This is a genomic window from Mucilaginibacter sp. P5_A6, from assembly GCF_056400585.1.
This window is the reverse complement of the sequence record NZ_JBFUKZ010000002.1, coordinates 76034-93870: the sequence shown is the minus strand read 5'-3', so window position 1 is coordinate 93870 and position 17837 is coordinate 76034. Positions and strand designations below refer to the sequence as shown.

The 17837-nt window shown below is 43.0% G+C and carries 15 protein-coding genes and 1 pseudogene; 8 read left to right on the top strand and 8 right to left on the bottom strand.

The features are described 5' to 3' along the window. Positions 1–113: 113 nt before the first annotated feature. Positions 114–1868 carry a M61 family metallopeptidase gene (locus AC1DO4_RS02410; RefSeq protein WP_477412631.1) on the bottom strand — a complete coding sequence of 585 codons (1755 nt, stop codon included), beginning with the start codon at positions 1866–1868 and terminating at the stop codon, positions 114–116. Positions 1869–2036: 168 nt separating this feature from the next. Here AC1DO4_RS02410 and AC1DO4_RS02405 point away from each other — a divergent pair, with 168 nt between their 5' ends. Genes AC1DO4_RS02405 through AC1DO4_RS02380 form a run of 6 tightly spaced genes read left to right on the top strand, consistent with a single transcriptional unit; the run spans position 2037 to position 9326 of the window. Next, positions 2037–2492, top strand: coding sequence for a MarR family winged helix-turn-helix transcriptional regulator (locus tag AC1DO4_RS02405; RefSeq protein WP_477412629.1), 456 nt, complete (start codon positions 2037–2039; stop codon positions 2490–2492). 10 nt (positions 2493–2502) lie between these two features. Continuing rightward, on the top strand, positions 2503–3582 hold the full coding sequence (locus AC1DO4_RS02400; RefSeq protein WP_477412627.1) for an efflux RND transporter periplasmic adaptor subunit: 1080 nt from the start codon (positions 2503–2505) through the stop codon (positions 3580–3582). Between the two features lie 5 nt (positions 3583–3587). Continuing rightward, positions 3588–6716, top strand: coding sequence for an efflux RND transporter permease subunit (locus AC1DO4_RS02395; RefSeq protein WP_477412625.1), 3129 nt, complete (start codon positions 3588–3590; stop codon positions 6714–6716). Positions 6717–6721: 5 nt separating this feature from the next. Continuing rightward, positions 6722–8041, top strand: coding sequence for a TolC family protein (locus tag AC1DO4_RS02390; RefSeq protein WP_477412623.1), 1320 nt, complete (start codon positions 6722–6724; stop codon positions 8039–8041). A gap of 47 nt (positions 8042–8088) precedes the next feature. Further along, a complete protein-coding gene (locus AC1DO4_RS02385; RefSeq protein ID WP_477412621.1) occupies positions 8089–8469 on the top strand; it encodes a response regulator in 381 nt (126 codons plus the stop codon). Then, positions 8466–9326 (top strand): N-acetylglucosamine kinase, encoded by an 861-nt coding sequence (locus tag AC1DO4_RS02380; protein WP_477412619.1) that lies wholly within the window; start codon positions 8466–8468, stop codon positions 9324–9326. The genes AC1DO4_RS02385 and AC1DO4_RS02380 overlap by 4 nt, the downstream gene beginning before the upstream one ends. 26 nt (positions 9327–9352) lie before the next feature. Here the strand turns inward: AC1DO4_RS02380 and lnt are convergent, their stop codons facing one another. The 3 genes from lnt to rsmI are packed head-to-tail and all read right to left on the bottom strand — an operon-like array spanning position 9353 to position 12260. Then, on the bottom strand, positions 9353–10978 hold the full coding sequence (lnt, locus tag AC1DO4_RS02375; protein ID WP_477412617.1) for an apolipoprotein N-acyltransferase: 1626 nt from the start codon (positions 10976–10978) through the stop codon (positions 9353–9355). 18 nt (positions 10979–10996) lie between these two features. Then, the gene (locus AC1DO4_RS02370) at positions 10997–11533 is read right to left on the bottom strand and encodes a DUF1572 domain-containing protein (RefSeq protein WP_477412615.1); all 537 of its coding nucleotides are present in this window, start codon (positions 11531–11533) and stop codon (positions 10997–10999) included. A gap of 7 nt (positions 11534–11540) precedes the next feature. Further along, entirely contained in the window at positions 11541–12260 is a 720-nt protein-coding gene (gene rsmI / locus AC1DO4_RS02365) for a 16S rRNA (cytidine(1402)-2'-O)-methyltransferase (protein WP_477412613.1), read from the bottom strand. Positions 12261–12408: 148 nt separating this feature from the next. On the opposite strand from rsmI, the gene serS reads away from it, so the two are divergent. Next, on the top strand, positions 12409–13680 hold the full coding sequence (serS, locus tag AC1DO4_RS02360; protein WP_477412611.1) for a serine--tRNA ligase: 1272 nt from the start codon (positions 12409–12411) through the stop codon (positions 13678–13680). A 459-nt stretch (positions 13681–14139) separates the two neighbouring features. On the opposite strand, the pseudogene AC1DO4_RS02355 reads toward serS, so the two are convergent. The 4 genes and pseudogenes from AC1DO4_RS02355 to AC1DO4_RS02340 all read right to left on the bottom strand — a co-directional run. Further along, positions 14140–14793 (bottom strand): annotated as a pseudogene (locus tag AC1DO4_RS02355) (phosphatidylserine decarboxylase family protein); the annotation flags it as partial. Between the two features lie 23 nt (positions 14794–14816). Beyond that, the gene (locus AC1DO4_RS02350) at positions 14817–15620 is read right to left on the bottom strand and encodes a phosphatidate cytidylyltransferase (RefSeq protein ID WP_477412609.1); all 804 of its coding nucleotides are present in this window, start codon (positions 15618–15620) and stop codon (positions 14817–14819) included. After that, positions 15617–15829 (bottom strand): putative signal transducing protein, encoded by a 213-nt coding sequence (locus tag AC1DO4_RS02345; RefSeq protein ID WP_477412607.1) that lies wholly within the window; start codon positions 15827–15829, stop codon positions 15617–15619. Before AC1DO4_RS02345 ends, AC1DO4_RS02350 begins: the two co-directional genes overlap by 4 nt. Further along, positions 15829–16776: a lysostaphin resistance A-like protein gene (locus tag AC1DO4_RS02340; RefSeq protein ID WP_477412605.1), complete on the bottom strand. Its 948-nt coding sequence runs from the start codon at positions 16774–16776 to the stop codon at positions 15829–15831. Before AC1DO4_RS02340 ends, AC1DO4_RS02345 begins: the two co-directional genes overlap by 1 nt. A 40-nt stretch (positions 16777–16816) precedes the next feature. Here AC1DO4_RS02340 and dusB point away from each other — a divergent pair, with 40 nt between their 5' ends. Continuing rightward, entirely contained in the window at positions 16817–17809 is a 993-nt protein-coding gene (dusB, locus tag AC1DO4_RS02335; protein ID WP_477412603.1) for a tRNA dihydrouridine synthase DusB, read from the top strand. Positions 17810–17837 lie beyond the last annotated feature (28 nt).

Below are 17837 nucleotides of genomic sequence, written 5' to 3'. Positions count from 1 at the left end.
ACAAATGTCAAAAACATTTGACAAGTTTTTTTTCGCGCTTTTTTAAATAAGTTACTGAACACAAAAAAGGCCGGCGATAGACAGCCAGCCTTTAAAATTTTATAAAGCCCGGATTACAAACTCAACCATTTTTTTCTCACGGCCAATTGCTGGGTATTGGGATTATCTATCGATGTAATTTTATATTTCACCCTGGTGTTTTTCAGCAAGGTAACCGGCAAAATAATATTTTGGCCGTCGCGGTTTACAGTTACCTGTATTTCATCACCGGGCTTTTTGCCACTTATCATTGTAGAGGGATCGTTAATGGGGTTGCCGTCAATAGCAGTTATTTCATCGTTTACATTAATGCCATCAATATAAGCTGCAGTACCACGGGTTACAGCGGTTACAATTACTTTTTTAGCTGCCGTTGTGGCGGTTGTAATGCCCAGGGCCGCTTCATTATTGTCGGCCAGTTCATCGTTTACTTTGTAGCCGGCGTAACCCAGGTATTTATTGTAGTCAACAGGATCAAGTCCGTTAATGTATTTTTTATAAAAATCATCCAGCTTTTTGCCTGCAAACATTTCAAAGCTTTTTTTAAACTCTGCATCGGTATAGCCGCGTTGTTTGGTTTTGTAGTACATGGTATACATATACTTCATCACATCATCAAGCGAGTGTTTTTGGTTTGAGCTGTTGATGATCTCCAAGTCGAGCATCATGCCTATTATAGCTCCTTTTGTATAATAGGATATAGTGGTATTATTGGAGTTCTCATTAGGACGATAGGCCTTGATCCAGGCATCAAAGCTCGATTCGGCTACCGTTTGTACATCTTTGCCCGGCAGGTTTTCCAATATGTTAAATTCATTGGCTATCTGATCCAGGTAGTTTTCCGGCGAATAAAGATTGGTACGGCGTATGGCTATCTCCTGGTAATACTCGGTAAAACCCTCGGCTATCCAAAGGTTGGTAGTATAGTTTTCATTATCATAATCAAACGGGCCTAAAACAATTGGTCGCAGGCGTTTTACGTTCCATAAATGAAAATGCTCATGAGCTACCAGGCCTAAAAAACTTTGGTAGGCTTTTTCATTGCCATAATTATCGCGCGAGGCCCCCAAAACTGTTGAGCTCAAATGCTCAATACCACCGCCGCCACGAACGTGATTATGTACTATAAAGGTATAATGCCGGTTAGGGTTTTCGCCAAATATGGCGACCTCCTGCTCAACAATGGCGTGCATGTCTTTTTTAAGGCGTTCCTTATCGTAATTGCCGCCTCCGTACATACACACCTCGTATTTAACGCCCGATACATCAAAGCCAAAAACATCCTGGTTTCCTACTTCGATAGGCGAATCAAACAGGATATCAAAATTAGGCGAATGCCTTACAAAGGGATCGCCATTTACCATTTCTAAACTGGTTGAAACTTTTGCCCAGCCGTTATAAGGTTTTATGGTGATGGTTGATGGCGAATGCAGCATATTTGCCGGGTAAATAAATATACCCGATGTTGACAGAAAACCATGCGATGCATCGATATAACTGGTACGTACCGATATTTCATTAGCGTAAACGCGGTACCTTACCGTTATCTCCTTTATGCTTTTTGTATTAATACGCCAGGTGTTTTTATTCATCTTGGGCGATGCCACAACTTTGCCGTTTATACTGGCGCTAAAGGCTTCTATATTTTTGGCGAACTCCCTTATCAGGTATGATCCGGGTGTCCAGACAGGCATTTTAAGGTCGAGTGTATTTTGCTTTAATCCCGAGATATGCATTTCAATCTCGGCATAATGGGCCTGCGCTTCTGGAAACGAAACAGTATAAGATATAATAGCCGTGGCTTGCGCCTTACTGGCGGATAAATTCATAAAAAGTAAAATTAATGATACAGTTGAGGTCAGCTTAATGGGTTTCATGCCCGCAAGTTATAAAAATTATGGTTTTTTAAAATATAAGGCATTTAAGCACTTGTAAAATGGTTGATACATGTAACTATTATAAATACAGGCGGATTAAGTTTGCAATCATTTATTAAGATGAAGTTGGTAGAGCCCATATCCCGGAAACTTATACGCTTAGGTAAATTATACCTTAACGTGCTGGCCAGGCATACTGCCCACCTGGATGTTACCCGGTACCATTTTATTTTATCGCTGATCTATTACCACAACGGGCAGCTTACGCAAAACGCATTGGCGCAGATATTGGATAAAGATAAATCGGCTATGGTGAGCATCATCAATATGCTTACGGCCAAAGGCTTTGTTTACCGTGAAACCAACCCCAATGATCGGCGCGAACATTTGCTTAAGGTTACCGAAAAAGCAAAACTGGCCGTACCGCAGATAGTGAAAACATTTGAACATATTAATTCTGATATCACCAAGGGGATCTCGGCACATGAAATGAAGATATTTGAAAGCGTATTGCAAAAAATGCAAAACAATATTAAACCCCATTCAACCCAACCCGATTTAAAAATCACAAAATGATTAACGCAAAATGAGAACAAGGTATATCATTTACATAGCGCTGGCATTGCTGGTTGCTTTTTTAGTTTACAACAAGTTTTTTAGCCAAAAAGCCAAAGAAACAGCCGCTGCTAATGCCGGCGGTAAAAGCGGCAAAAAGAAAAACGGCCCTGTAGCAGTTAACATCATGATTGTAAAGGATACTGCTGTAAACAATATTATTGATGTAACCGGTAGCATTGATGCCAACGAAAAAGTAAGCCTTGTAAGCCAAACAGCCGGCAACATTACAGGTATTTATTTTACAGAGGGAAGTAAAGTTAAAAAAGGGCAGCTGTTGGTTAAGGTTTATAACCAGGACCTGGAGGCATCATTGGCACAAAACCAGTACCAGGTAACCCTGGCTAAGCAGGTTGAGTACCGCAACAAGGTACTGCTGCAAAAAGAAGCCATAAGCCAGGAAGAATACGATACCTCGCTAACCTCGCTAAACTCATTAAAAGCCGCCGCTGATGTAATTAAAGCACAGATAAGTCGAACAGAGATCCGGGCACCGTTTTCCGGCACCATCGGCTTACGGAATGTTAGTCCGGGCAGCTATTTATCACCGGCCGCCCCCATTGCACAGCTTGTGAATATCGATCCTGCAAAGCTTACTTTCTCCGTTCCTGAAAGGTATCTTTCTATCCTTGGGGCTGGCAGTAAAGTGATGTTTAATATAGAGAGCTCAAGGGAAAACTTTACAGGTACTGTATATGCTATTGAGCCATCAATAGATGTTAACTCGCGTACCATTACCGTGCGTGCAAAAGCGCCCAATCCCAAAGGATTATTAACCGCAGGTAGTTTTGCTAAAATAAATTTAACGCTCGATCAGATCCCAAAAACCATCCTGCTGCCAACGCAAGCTGTAATTCCAGATTTAAAAAGCAGCCTGGTTTATATTTACCATAATGGCGTGGCTATTACCAAAGCGGTAAAAACCGACATGCGAACCGATACCAAAATACAAGTTATAGACGGCCTAAAACCCGGCGATAGTGTTGTTGTATCGGGCCTTATACAAATGCGACCAAAAGTTCCTTTAAAAATTATTAAAGTTATTAAGTAACCGTTATGAGTTTATCCTCAGTTAGTATAAAAAGGCCGGTATTGGCAACAGTAATGTCAGTAGTTATTGTTGTGTTTGGTATTATTGGCTATAAATTTTTAGGGGTAAGGGATTTCCCTTCGGTAGATCCGCCTATTATTTCAGTATCCACCAGTTACTCTGGCGCCAATGCTGATGTAATTGAATCGCAGATAACGGAGCCCCTGGAGAAATCCATCAACGGAGTGCCCGGTATCCGCAATATTTCGTCAACAAGCTCTGTTGGGCAAAGCAATATTACAGTTGAATTTGATCTGGATGCCGACCTTGAAACTGCCGCTAACGATGTACGCGACAAAGTTTCGCAGGCACAACGCCAGCTTCCGCAGGATATTAACGCCCCGCCGGTAGTTACAAAGGCCGATGCCAGCGCTGATAATATAATAACCCTTACCGTAAGCAGTAATACCCGTAATATTACCCAATTGGACGATTATGCCGAAAACGTTTTGCAGGAAGGACTGCAAACCATCCCCGGTGTAAGTACCATTAACATACAGGGACAGCGGCAATATGCAATGCGCCTATGGATTGACCCTAACAAACTATCGGCCCTGGGCCTTACCGCTACAGATATTGGCGCTGCCCTTGCAAAGGAAAACGTGGAACTTCCGGCTGGTAAAATTGAGGGTAATAATACCGAGGTAACCATAAGGGCTCTGGGTAAATTATCAACCGAAAAAGATTTTAATAACCTCATTATCCGCGCTGATAGTAACCGGGTGATCCACCTTAGCGATATAGGTTACGCGGTTTTGGGTTCGGCAAATGAGGAAACCATATTTAAGGAGTCGGGTGTGCCAATGGTTGGTTTGGCCCTTGTGCCACAGCCGGGTGCCAACTATGTACAGATAGCAAAGGACTTTTACGTCCGCCTGGAACAGATCAAAAAAGACCTTCCGCCAGATATTTCGGTAAAAGTAGCATTGGATAATACCCGGTTCATCAATCAATCCATCACCGAAGTGCAGGAAACACTTCTCATTTCGTTTGTGCTGGTGGTAATCATCATTTACCTGTTCTTCAGGGATTGGCTCATTGCTTTCCGCCCGCTGATTGATATCCCGGTATCATTGATAGGGGCATTCTTTATCATGTACGTTTTTGGGTTTTCTATTAATATATTAACCCTGCTGGGCATTGTGTTGGCAACGGGACTTGTGGTTGATGATGGTATTGTGGTAACAGAAAATATCTATAAAAAGGTTGAGGCCGGTATGGCTATCCGTAAGGCGGCCTTTGAAGGGTCGGCCGAAATCTTTTTTGCGGTAGTTTCTACCTCGGTAACTTTAGCAGCGGTATTTTTACCTATTGTATTTTTACAGGGCTTTACAGKCAGACTATTCCGCGAATTTGCTGTAGTAGTTGCCGGGGCGGTATTGATATCGGCCTTTGTGTCCCTTTCGTTAACACCGATGCTGAACGTTAAACTGATTCGTAAGAATAACAAAAAATCAAAATTCTACGAAAAAACGGAGCCATTCTTTGTTAACATGACCAACTCATATACCGAAACACTGGTTAAGTTTATGAAGGTAAGATGGGTTTCGTTTGTAATCCTCGCGGTATCTTTATTAATTATCGGGATTCTTGTTAGGGTGATCCCATCAGAGCTTGCTCCGTTGGATGACCGCAGCTTATTACGATACAGTGTAACCGGATCAGAGGGCGCAACATATGAGTATATGACCCGATACATGGATAAGGTATCGAATCTTGTGGAGGATTCTATTCCCGAGGCCAATGTTAACCTGGAAATCGTTTCACCATCTTTTGGCGGTGGTGGCTCCACTAACTCCGGCTTTGGCCGGATTGGTTTGGTGGCACCGGATAAGCGAACGCGAACCCAGCAACAACTGGCCGATTGGATGAACAAAAAACTGGGTAAAATGCCCGATGCCCGCGCCATTGTAATACAGGAGCAAACCATAAGCGGTGGTGGTAGCGGTGCGCGTACTTCATTACCGGTTCAGTACGTTATACAGAACCAGGATTTTGAAAAGATTCGTGCGGTATTGCCTAAATTTTTTGCCGAAGTATCCCGCAGCCCTGTTTTCCAGGGAACAGATGTGAACCTTAAATTTACCAAACCCGAGTTAAGGGTAGTTACCGATCGCGACCGCGCCCGTGATTTAGGCGTATCTGTAGACGACATAGCCCAAACACTGCAATTGTATTATAGTGCCGGCCGGTTGGATTACTTTTTGATAAACGGAAAGCAATATCAGGTAATTGCCCAGGTTGACAGGGCTAACCGCGATCAGCCACTCGACCTGAGATCGGTGTATGTACGAAGCAGCAAGGGCGGTTTGGTACAGCTGGATAACGTGGTAAAAACTACCGAAGGTGCCACCCCGCCGGCTATTTACCATTTTAACCGATATAAGTCGGCCACTATACAAGCTGGTTTGGCTCCCGGCAAAACCGTTGGTGATGGCATTGCCGAAATGGACCGCATCGCGAAAAGCCTGCTTGATGAAACATTTAGTACTGCGTTAAGCGGACCGTCTCGTGATTATGCCGAGGGGTCATCAAACATCCTGTTTGCCTTTGGCTTTGCCCTTTTGCTGATATACCTCGTATTAGCAGCGCAGTTTGAGAGCTTTATGGACCCATTTATTGTGATGCTTACTGTACCGTTGGCTATTTCGGGGGCATTTATGTCCTTATGGCTATTTAATCAAACACTTAATATCTTCAGCGAGATAGGTATTATTACCCTGGTAGGGCTGGTAACCAAAAACGGGATCCTGATTGTTGAATTCGCCAACCAGCGTATGGAGCATGGCATCACCAAATACGAAGCCGCCGTTGAAGCAGCCACGGCCCGTTTACGCCCCATATTGATGACCAGTTTGGCCGTGGTATTGGGTTCGGTGCCTATAGCATTCGCGTTGGGCGCAGGGGCAAAAAGTCGGGTATCGTTGGGTATTGTAATTATGGGCGGCATGCTGTTTTCCCTGGTACTAACACTATATATCATTCCAATGATGTATGTGATCTTTGCTTCAAAAACGCGTCGCGATCCCGAGGAAGAGCCGGAGGAAGAATCCAAACCAAAGAAAAAACCAATAAAACTTATTGAAAATTTTTAAGCGATATGATCATTAAAAAAACAGCTTTCCTGGTTTTTTGCTGTACCTTTTGGGGTATAAATACATGGGCGCAGGATGCACCGCTGCTTACATTAAAGGATGCGGTTGAAATAGCTTTAAAAAACAACTATAATATAAAGTTATCGCAAAACAATAAAACCATTGCTGCCAACAATGTTACACTGGGCAATGCGGGTATTTTACCGCAGTTGAACGGCAATTTTGCATCAACCAACAGTCGCCAAACAACCAAACAAACCCGTAGCGACGGTACCGTGAACAACATCCGCAATGCGGCAAATACAGGCGTTAACTATGGTGTGGCGCTTAACTGGACCATTTTTGATGGTTTTAACATGTTTGCCACCTATGATCAGTTGCAACAGCTGGATAAGCTGGGCGCTTTACGACTGCAGGATACCCTACAAAACACCATTGCCAATGTGATAGGCACTTATTATGATCTTATCAGCCAAAATGAACAAATAAAAGCGTTGAAAGGTGCTATTGATATTTCGCGTACGCAACTACGTTATGCCAATGATAAGTTTCACGTTGGCCGGGCATCAAGGCTGGATGTTTTAAACGCGCAGGTAAATTTAAACACAGATACCGCTAACCTGGTTACGCAATACCAGCTGTTTAAAACAACCAAAATTCAACTAAACCAGATCCTGGTGCGCGACCTGCAAACCGACTTTGCTGTAGCCGATACCATTGTGGTTGATGATAAGCTGATATTGGGCGATATTTTATCCAAAGCTCAATTGCAAAATCCGGCTATTCTATCTACACAAATAAATCGCCGCCTGGCCGAGATCAACCTGAAACAGGTGAAGTCAACCCGCTATCCGCAGGTAGCTGTATCATCCGGTTATACCTTTAGCAATAACAAAACCCCGGCAGGTTTTACTTTACAGCAAAATACGCATGGCTTAAACTACGGGCTAACCGCTACCATTAATATTTTTGATGGTTTTAACCAAAACCGCCGCGAACGAAACGCCAGGATACAGATAGACAACGCAAATATTAATGCAAAGCAAATTCAGCTGAATATAGAAACCCAGGTGAACAGCCTTTATGCCGCTTACCTGTCGGGTCTTGATTTGATAAAATTAGGACAGGCTAACGTAGTGATAGCCAAGAAGAACATGGATATTTCGCTCGAAAAATATAAGCTGGGCAACATCACCCCGCTGGAGATCCGCGAAGCGCAACGCAACTACCTTGATGCGCAATCAAAGTTTTTTGCGGCCCAGTACCAGTCAAAACAAGCGGAAATTACACTTAAACAAATAACCAATACTATAAATATTCAATAAAAAGCCATATTTTATAATTTGTTTGTAAAAAGATATATATTTGATGTATGTCTAACCCCTACAAAATTTGCTTATTGATCGATGATAACTACATCGACAACTTTGTTACGCGTAAGGTTTTAGAGGCCAGCAATTTTGCGGAAACTATAATTGTGCGCCAATCGCCTGCCGAAGCTATTGATTCGCTTAGGTTGGGAATCGTTAAACCGGATGTTATCTTCCTTGATATCCGTATGCCTACAATGAGCGGTTTTGAGTTTTTGCAGGAATATGACCTGTTAGAAATTGATAAGGAAAGCATAAAAATATTTATGCTTTCATCTTCGCTTGATCCTACTGAAATGGAGCAATCGGCAAACAATAAATATATTACTCAGCATATACATAAGCCATTAACCACAAAAGCCCTTGAAGAACTTAGTGCATGATTTTAGTAGCTGATAGCGGATCTTCAAAAACAGACTGGTTGCTGCACGTTGGTCAGCAGGATTCGTTGTCCTTTAAAACCGCGGGCTTAAACCCATATTTTTTGAGCGAAAAAGAAATCGCCAAGGTAATTCACGATCAGGCACCCGGTATGCTTGCCTATGCCGATAAGATTGAGGAAATCTATTTCTTCGGAGCGGGTTGCTCGAGTCCGGACAGGCACGAGATTGTTTCCAATGCTATCAGCCTGCATTTTCCCAAAGCATATGTCTCTGTAGATAGCGACCTTTTAGGCTGCGCCTATGCAACCTGTGGCCATGAAAAGGGCATTTGCTGCGTGATGGGTACCGGGTCAAACATATCATTTTTTGATGGAGAGGAAATATTTGAAGGCCAACACGGCTTGGGCTATGTTTTGGGCGATGAGGGCTCGGGCACATGGTTTGGCAAAACCCTGATTACCGATTTTTTATATGGCCGGATGCCAGAAGTAATCAATACGAGGTTTGAAGAAGCCTATCACCTGAACAAAGATATCGTCATCAAAAATGTTTACCAGAAACCCAATGGTAACACCTACCTGGCTTCTTTCTCAAAATTTGTAAGTGAGATAAAGACCACGCCATACGGGCAGGAAATTTTAGAGCGGGGGTTGATGGAGTTCATCAAGACAAACATTAAATCGTACCACGAGTACCACAAATACAAGTGCCATTTTGTAGGGTCCATAGCCTACTTTTTTGCCGAAGAGCTTATCGCGCTTTGCCATGAGCAAGGTGTAAAAACCGGCAAGGTTATTAAGCAGCCAATAAATGATCTGATGGCATTTATTTTAAAGCGGAACGAACAGCTGGCGTAAATACCCCGTTATTTCAACATTTTCATTTACGCTGCAGCTACCCTCTTTTTCAACCGCGGCTTTACCATAATAAACAGCATCAGTAATACGGCAATTCCACTTCCTGCTTTTGGTAAATAATCGCCATGCTGAACGTAAAATGTAATATCGGAGTTAAGGTTGATATCTTGCTTGATAGCGGTTTTTGTCCACCATTTGGTTTGTTGTACAATATCGCCGCGCTGGTTAATAAAAGCCGAAATACCTGTATTTGCAGAGCGGGCTACCCACCTGCGGGTTTCGATAGCGCGAAGCTTGGCATAATCCAGGTGTTGGTCTTTCCCTGATGTATTTTCCCACCAGCCATCATTAGTGATAACAGCGATAAACTGGGCTCCCTTTTTTACAGAACGGGCCACATATGCACCCCAGATAGATTCAAAACAGATAACAGGATCAACCCCGATGCCGCTTTGCGAATAAAAAACATCCGCATCCGGCTGACTGCCATAAGCACCTGTAGCGCCCCCCAAATGTTCAAAAACTGGTTTTAAAAATGATAATATATTACCAAATGGCAATGATTCGGCTCCTGGCACTAACCTCGATTTATGGTAGAACTGCACCTTATCCCCATTTTCGATATTAAGCGCCGTGCTATAGCTATCGGCAAATACGCCTGGTTGCTGTGTTGGGCTTGCGGTTGGTGTGGCGCGGCTATTAAATAACCGGTATGTTTCACTCCCGGTTACCAGGTTTCCATTTTTATAGTTACGTAACAAATGATGGGCCTGCTTATAATATTGGCTTTCAAGAATCCTATCCTCATCTATATATCCAGGAATGGCGGTTTCGGGCCATAAAAAAAACTCCGTATTGGGTTGTGCCGCACTTTGCGACAGACGAATAAGTATATCTATCTGTGTGGCTACAGGTATAGTTCCCCCTTTTTCATAAGGATCAATATTAGGCTGAACAGCTACTATATTTGAAGGGTTTTTTTGTTCGGTATAATTGTAGTAGGTGTATAACGAAAAGCATATTGGCAGCAGCAATGTAAGCACAAAAGCAGTAATAAGCTTAAGCCTTACCTGTTTTGTTTGGGCTTCGCGCAGGCCTGCATAAATTAAAAAAGCCGGGATATTTACAGCCCATACCCAAATTGTACCCCCATAAACTCCGGTATATTCATACCATTGCACCCATTGGTGGGTTACAGCAAACCCGTTTCCTAAAGTCATCCAGGGGAAATTCAAATCCCAGCTTTGGTGCAGGTATTCGTAGCCAATCCACAAGCATACCAAACCGGCCAAACCCAAACTGCGGTTGGTTAAAATACGCAGGCGGTAATACAACCAGCATGCCGTAGCCATCAGCAACGGACCAAGCGCGTATGGTATTAATGTAATAGGGATAGCCACTAAATTGCCTACCTGCTTAAGGGCGTTATATACCCAATAGATAGATGCCGTGTTCCAAACAAAAAAGCCGATAAAGGTTACGTTGAAGATCTGCTTACCTTTTTTGGGGGATGCTGATTGAATAATGTTCTCCATCGCCAGCAGCATCGGTACAAAACCAACAAAAAGCAGGAAAGTGGTATACGGAGTAGGCGGCCATGCTATCCACAGTAATAAGCCGGAAAGTATAGCTAACGGAAGATTTTTTTTCATTAAATATATTATGTAGATCTATTTGACTGCGCCGTCGGGGTTTGAAAATTTATCTGCATTAAACATTTCCGATTTGCCTTTAGGGATTGATAACGACTTCCATTTTGAACCGGCTATCATTTTCCCAATAAATACAATCTGACCAACATGATATGGATAATGTGCAAGCTGCCTGTTAATAGCGTCCACAACGGTATGCGCCTCATTACGGATGTAAATAACTTTTTGCCAATCATCCGGAGCTATGGAGTTTAAAGCAGCAAACAGGCATTCCCAGCCCTCGTTCCAGATACTTAGCAGTTCGGCACGTGTGTTAATTTTATCTTCAAACTCGGCATCCCTATGGCGCCATGGTTTTTCTCCATCGGCATTTAAAAAATCAGTCCAGCGCGATAGCATATTGCCGGATAGGTGTTTAACTATAATGGCAATACTGTTGCTTTCTTCATTAAAGCGCCAAAATAAATCGGCATCATTCAATTGCTCAAATGTTTGCTCTCCAAGCATTTTGTAGTAAGCAAATCGTTTTATGGCGCTTTCTAAATAATTTTCCATAATCGCCTTATTCTTCGGTTTCTCCGTCCCTGTACTTATCCTTTGATGATTTTGCTTCGGCCCCAGCCACACACATTACAAACTCGCCCTTTAAAGGATGCGTTTCAAAATATAGTTTAACCTCGGCAACCGTGCCCCGTACAGTCTCCTCGAACATTTTGGTTAGCTCGCGCGATACCGAGATCTGCCTGTCGGCACCAAAATAAGTAGCCATTTCATCCAGCGTTTTTAATAAACGATGGGGTGATTCGTATAGTATAATGGTGCGCTCTTCCTGTGCCAAAAACTTGTACCGGGTTTGCCGGCCCTTTTTTAGTGGCAAAAAGCCCTCAAAGCAAAATCTATCTGTAGGGAAGCCTGAGTTTACCAAAGCGGGCACAAAAGCCGTAGCGCCAGGCAGGCATTCTACCGCGATATTAAACTTTAAAGCTTCGCGAACCAGGAAAAAACCGGGATCGGATATCGCGGGTGTACCAGCATCAGATATCAGCGCGATATTTTTGCCCTGCAGCAAAAACTTAATGATCTCGTTTGATGACTGGTGCTCATTGTGCTGGTGATGCGCAAATACTTTCTGGTGGATATCGAAGTGTTTTAATAGTGGGGCCGATGTGCGTGTATCCTCAGCCAGGACCAGGTCGACCTCCTTTAAAACACGGATCGCCCGGAAGGTGATATCCTCCAGGTTGCCAATTGGGGTGGGTACTAAGTATAGTTTACCAGGCATTTATACATTTTTTGTCGATGGCCATAGTCGATGGTCCATAGTTTTTTAGCTTCAAAACCAAATCATTATACGTAATTCCAGGAGCCATCGACTATGGACCATGGACTATTAACTAAAACAAATTATATCTTTGTCAAAAAATAAAATAATGCTGCAAGTTAGTTATATCCGTGATAACAGGGAACAGGTTTTAGAACGTTTGGCTGTAAAAAATTTTAAACAGCCCGAACTGGTTGATGAGATAATAGGGTTAGATGATAAACGTCGTTCAACTCAAACCAGTATGGACAACGTTTCGGCCGAGGCCAATGCAGCTGCAAAACAAATTGGCGAGTTGATGCGCGCCGGAAAAAAAGCCGAAGCCGAGGAAATAAAATCAAAAACAGGCGCCTGGAAAGAAGATATAAAAAAGTTTGGCGATCAGTTAGCGGTTACCGAAGACGAACTATACCAAAAACTGGTTTTGCTGCCCAACCTGCCACACAGCTCGGTACCAAAAGGGTTAACCCCGGAGGAAAACGAGGTGGTTTTAGAGAACGGAACAGTGCCTCAATTACCCCAAAATGCATTGCCTCATTGGGAGCTGGCTGCAAAATACAGTCTGATAGATTTTGAACTGGGTGTTAAAATAACCGGCGCCGGTTTTCCGGTATATAAAAATAAAGGAGCCAAATTGCAACGCGCTTTGATTAATTATTTTATTGACGAAGCCGAAAAAGCGGGCTACAGCGAAGTTAGCGTACCGCTGATGGTTAATAAGGATTCTGGTTTTGGCACCGGGCAACTTCCTGATAAAGAGGGGCAGATGTATTTTGTAAACGAAGATGAATTATACCTGATCCCCACTGCAGAGGTGCCAATTACCAACTTATACCGCGATGTAATATTAAAGGCAGATGAATTACCGGTTAAAAATTGTGGGCACACGCCTTGTTTCCGCCGTGAAGCCGGTTCATACGGTGCGCACGTACGTGGGCTTAACCGCCTGCACCAGTTTGATAAGGTAGAAATTGTACAGGTTGTACACCCCGATAAGTCATACGAAACGCTGGAGCTAATGAGCGCCCATGTACAAGGCTTATTGCAAAAACTGGGCTTGCCTTACCGTGTGCTTCGCCTTTGCGGAGGCGATATGGGCTTTGGCTCGGCCTTAACTTATGATATGGAAACCTGGAGTGCCGCGCAACAACGCTGGCTGGAAGTTTCTTCTGTATCTAATTTCGAGACGTTCCAGAGCAATCGCCTTAAACTCCGTTTCCGCAATGCAGAAGGTAAAACACAATTGGCGCATACACTTAATGGCAGCGCACTGGCTTTGCCCCGTATTGTGGCTACATTACTTGAGAACAACCAAACCGAAAAAGGTATTAAAGTGCCCGAGGTGCTGGTACCATATACTAAGTTTGAATGGATTGATTAACCGCCTAACTTACCGAAAGGTGAATTAGGGAAAAGAGAAAGGCCGCGGAAATCCGTGGCCTTTCTCTTTATATATATGTATTTGTTGTAAAATCCGGGAGGGGCTAAAGTAGTGACGTTTGAAAGATTTGTCATTCAGCATTGTAAAGAATCTATTCGCATACTTTACAATGCTAAGAAACACGGCGAATAACAGATCCTTCACAGCGTTCCAGGATGACAAAAGGGTGTAGTCTTATTGTTAATAAGACTACTCTTCCGTCTTCTTAGGCTTAGCAGCAGGCTTCTTTTTCGGGGCGGCCTTTTTTTCCGCCGGCTTTGGTTTTTCAACCTCAGGATGATCAATAACCAATGGTAATTCCTGCTGATGGCTTTCATTGATGATTATGGTTGGCTCAGCGTCATTAACAGGCATTACTTTGGCGGCTGTTTTTTCTGTTACTGCCGTTAAAGCACTTGGCAGTTCGGCCAGGATGGTTCTGCCGCCTTTTACAACATCGCCAATGTTTACTAATATTTTGGAGCCTAGCGGTAAAAACACGTCAACCCTCGAACCAAATTTGATAAAGCCAAATTGCTGACCTTGCTCAACAACATCACCCTCTTTTACATACCATACAATACGGCGGGCCAAAGCGCCTGCAATTTGCCTGAATAATACCGATACGCCTTCGCTGTTTTGAACACAAATGGTGGTCCGTTCGTTCTCGGTTGATGATTTGGGGTGCCAGGCTACCAGGTATTTACCTTTGTGATATTTAAAATAGCTTACCACACCGGCAATCGGGTTGCGATTTACGTGCACATTTACCGGCGACATAAATACCGATAGTTGGATCCGTTTGTCTTTTAAAAATTCTGTTTCTTCTGTTTCTTCAATTACTACTACTTTTCCATCGGCAGGGCAAAGCACAGTAGTTTCATCGGTACTGATATCAAGGAACGGACTGCGGAAAAACTGCACAATCACCAAAAAGAAAAATCCAGATAAAATGTAGATGATCCATTTTAGCGTATGCGCTTGTGGGAAATAAAACTGTATCAGCGCATTCAGCACAAAAATGAACAGTATGGTGAGTGCCAGTGAAGTGTATCCTTCTTTATGAAAAGTCATATTATAGATGATTTATTACAAAGCTACAAATTTGAAATGAAGTACAGGTATGCATAAACAATAGGTGCAGCCATTAATAAGCCGTCGAACCTATCTAACAGGCCGCCATGGCCAGGTAATATGCCGCCACTATCCTTTACATTAATGCTGCGTTTGAACATAGATTCTACCAGGTCGCCCATAGTACCGAAGCAGGAAATAAGGACAGATATAGTTACCCACTGTTTCCAGGTAAGCTCAACATAAAAACGACTCAATATCAGTGCCGCTACAGCGCTGATGATGATACCGCCAATTAAGCCCTCGTATGTTTTCTTGGGCGAATGCCGCTCAAACAGCTTTGTTTTACCCATTTTGCTTCCTACTAAATAGGCCCCAGTATCGTTGCTCCACAAAATGATCAAAAATGCCAGTGGAATGTGGAAGTTAAAAGCACCATTAATAAAGGCCAGGGCATGAAAAAACATGAAGGGCACAACCGCAAACATTATCCCTAAAAAAGTAAAGGCAATATTACTGAATGGGGCTGAGGTTTTTTTATAAAGCTCCTGTATATAAATGGCACTAAAACTTACCGGTAAAAAGAAAATAAAACGCCACGCAGGGAAATAACAATTGGCCGCAAAGAAAGCAAAAAGCAAAGCTCCGTTGACGATGCCGCTTTCGCGGCTGGCTTTTATTCCGCCTTCTTTTACCAGTTTATAAAACTCAAACAGGCAAAATGATGCAAGCAATAAGTAAAACCCACTAAAAACATACGCCCCCAGTAAATTGGAGGCAATCATCACGATGATAAAAAAGAAGCCGGTAATGGCGCGTAATCTCATAAATTAATTTGGTTGAGGATCATGATCTCAATGGCGTTGCTAAAATCCTCCTGGTGAATATAAACTTCAATATCGCCAAAGGCGCGATGCGAAGAGTCTTGCTTGTTTAATAAAACAGTGTCAATTTGGTGCCGGGTAAGCACTTGCTTAACAATCTCTGATTGATAAAAATTGGATGAACTAAATATTTTGATCCAGTTTTTTTCCATCAATTACTTAACTCCGGTTTTTTGCCCATTGCGATATTCCTGTATATAAAAAGCAAAAATAAAACAATTATTAAGCTAAAAGCATACACCGGGTAATTAAATACATGTTGATCATCGGGATCCAGTGTAATGGTTTTACGCTGGTATAAGTAGGTAATAACCACGGCCGAGCCATTATTTAAAAAGTGACCCCAAACACCCGTCCAGATGCTGCCGCTATAGGCAACAAAATAGCCAAAAAGGGCGCCCAGGAACACCCGTGGTAAAAATGTAAAAAACTCCATGTGAAAAGCGCTGAACAGGATTGCTGTTATCCAGATAGCAGTATGTTTGTTTTTGGTCCACTGAATAAAAATGGTTTGAATTACGCCCCTGAATAAAAACTCTTCGGCAATGGCCGTTAACAGGCCAACCACAAGCACAGCCCAAAGCATGGCCCAGATAGTTTTCATTTTTAGCATAGCCTCGGTTGCTTTTTGTGCCGATAGCTCCATTGCGCGCATTTTATCCTCAAGCTCTTTAAGCGCAGCCGGCAACGTTAGCTTTTGATTGATATTGCTAAGCATCTCCATAACGGGCGATGAAAACAGCATGACAGTGAATATCAGCAATAAAAACACGGGCAGAAACCTAAAGGTAGGCTTTAAATATGTTGATGTATCTGATACGATAAACCGGGCAAAAAGCACAGGCGCAACAAACAGCGGCAGTGTGGTACTAACTATCTGCAATATCCATAATGTGGTGCCAACATGCGGGTTTTGAGTATTGAAGCTGAATGTATCTGCAAGGGTTTTAAATCCGAATATTGCCAATATAATTCCCGCTGCAATAAATGAAAAAATAATTACTAAGCCAATGGTTATGCCAACAATAGCTAAAAACTGTACAAATATGGCTGGCTGGTTTGTCTGTGGTATGTAGTCCTTTATGGGTTCTTTTATCATTTGGCGTAAAATGCTTATTTTTGCAACGCTAAAGATAAGCATGTCTGTACAAATAGGAAATATTGATTTAGGAGAGTTCCCGCTGCTGCTGGCGCCGATGGAAGACGTGAGTGATCCGCCATTCCGTTATGTGTGCAAGCAAAACGGTGCGGATATGATGTACACCGAATTTATCTCATCAGAAGGATTGATCCGCGATGCCGCTAAAAGCCGCGCAAAGCTGGATATATTTGAGTATGAGCGCCCCATCGGCATCCAGATCTTTGGCAGTGATATCGGCCACATGCGCGAAGCCACGGAAATAGCCTCGCTGGCCGGCCCCGATCTGATGGATATCAATTATGGCTGCCCTGTAAAACAGGTGGCCTGCCGCGGTGCCGGTGCCAGTTTGTTACAGGATATTGATAAAATGGTGGCCATGACCAAAGCCGTTGTTGAAGCAACACACCTGCCTGTAACCGTGAAAACGCGTCTTGGCTGGGATGATAATACCAAAAACGTATATGAAGTGGCCGAGCGTCTGCAGGATGTGGGTATAAAAGCCCTTACCATACATGGCCGCACCCGCGCACAGATGTACAAAGGCGTTGCAGATTGGTCATTGATTCGCGATATTAAAAAAAACCCGCGGATAAAAATCCCCATTTTCGGCAACGGAGACATCGATTCGCCCGAAAAAGCGGCGAATTGGAAAATGGAATTCGACGTTGATGGCATGATGATAGGCCGTGCTGCAATTGGTTACCCATGGATATTCAGGGAAATAAAGCATTTTTTTAAAACCGGGGAGCACTTAGAAAAGCCAACCATTACCGAGCGTATTGCAGCGTGCTCAACGCATTTGCAAAAATCCATAGAGTGGAAAGGGCCTAAAACCGGAATTTTTGAAATGCGCAGGCATTATTCTAACTATTTTAAAGGAGTAGATCACTTTAAAGAGTTTCGGATGAGGCTGGTCACTGCAGGTACTTTAGACGAAGTGCAACAGATACTTGCCGAAATAGATGAAAAATATGCCATTGAAATGGCGTAATATTTGCTCTCTTTCATTATATTTGAAG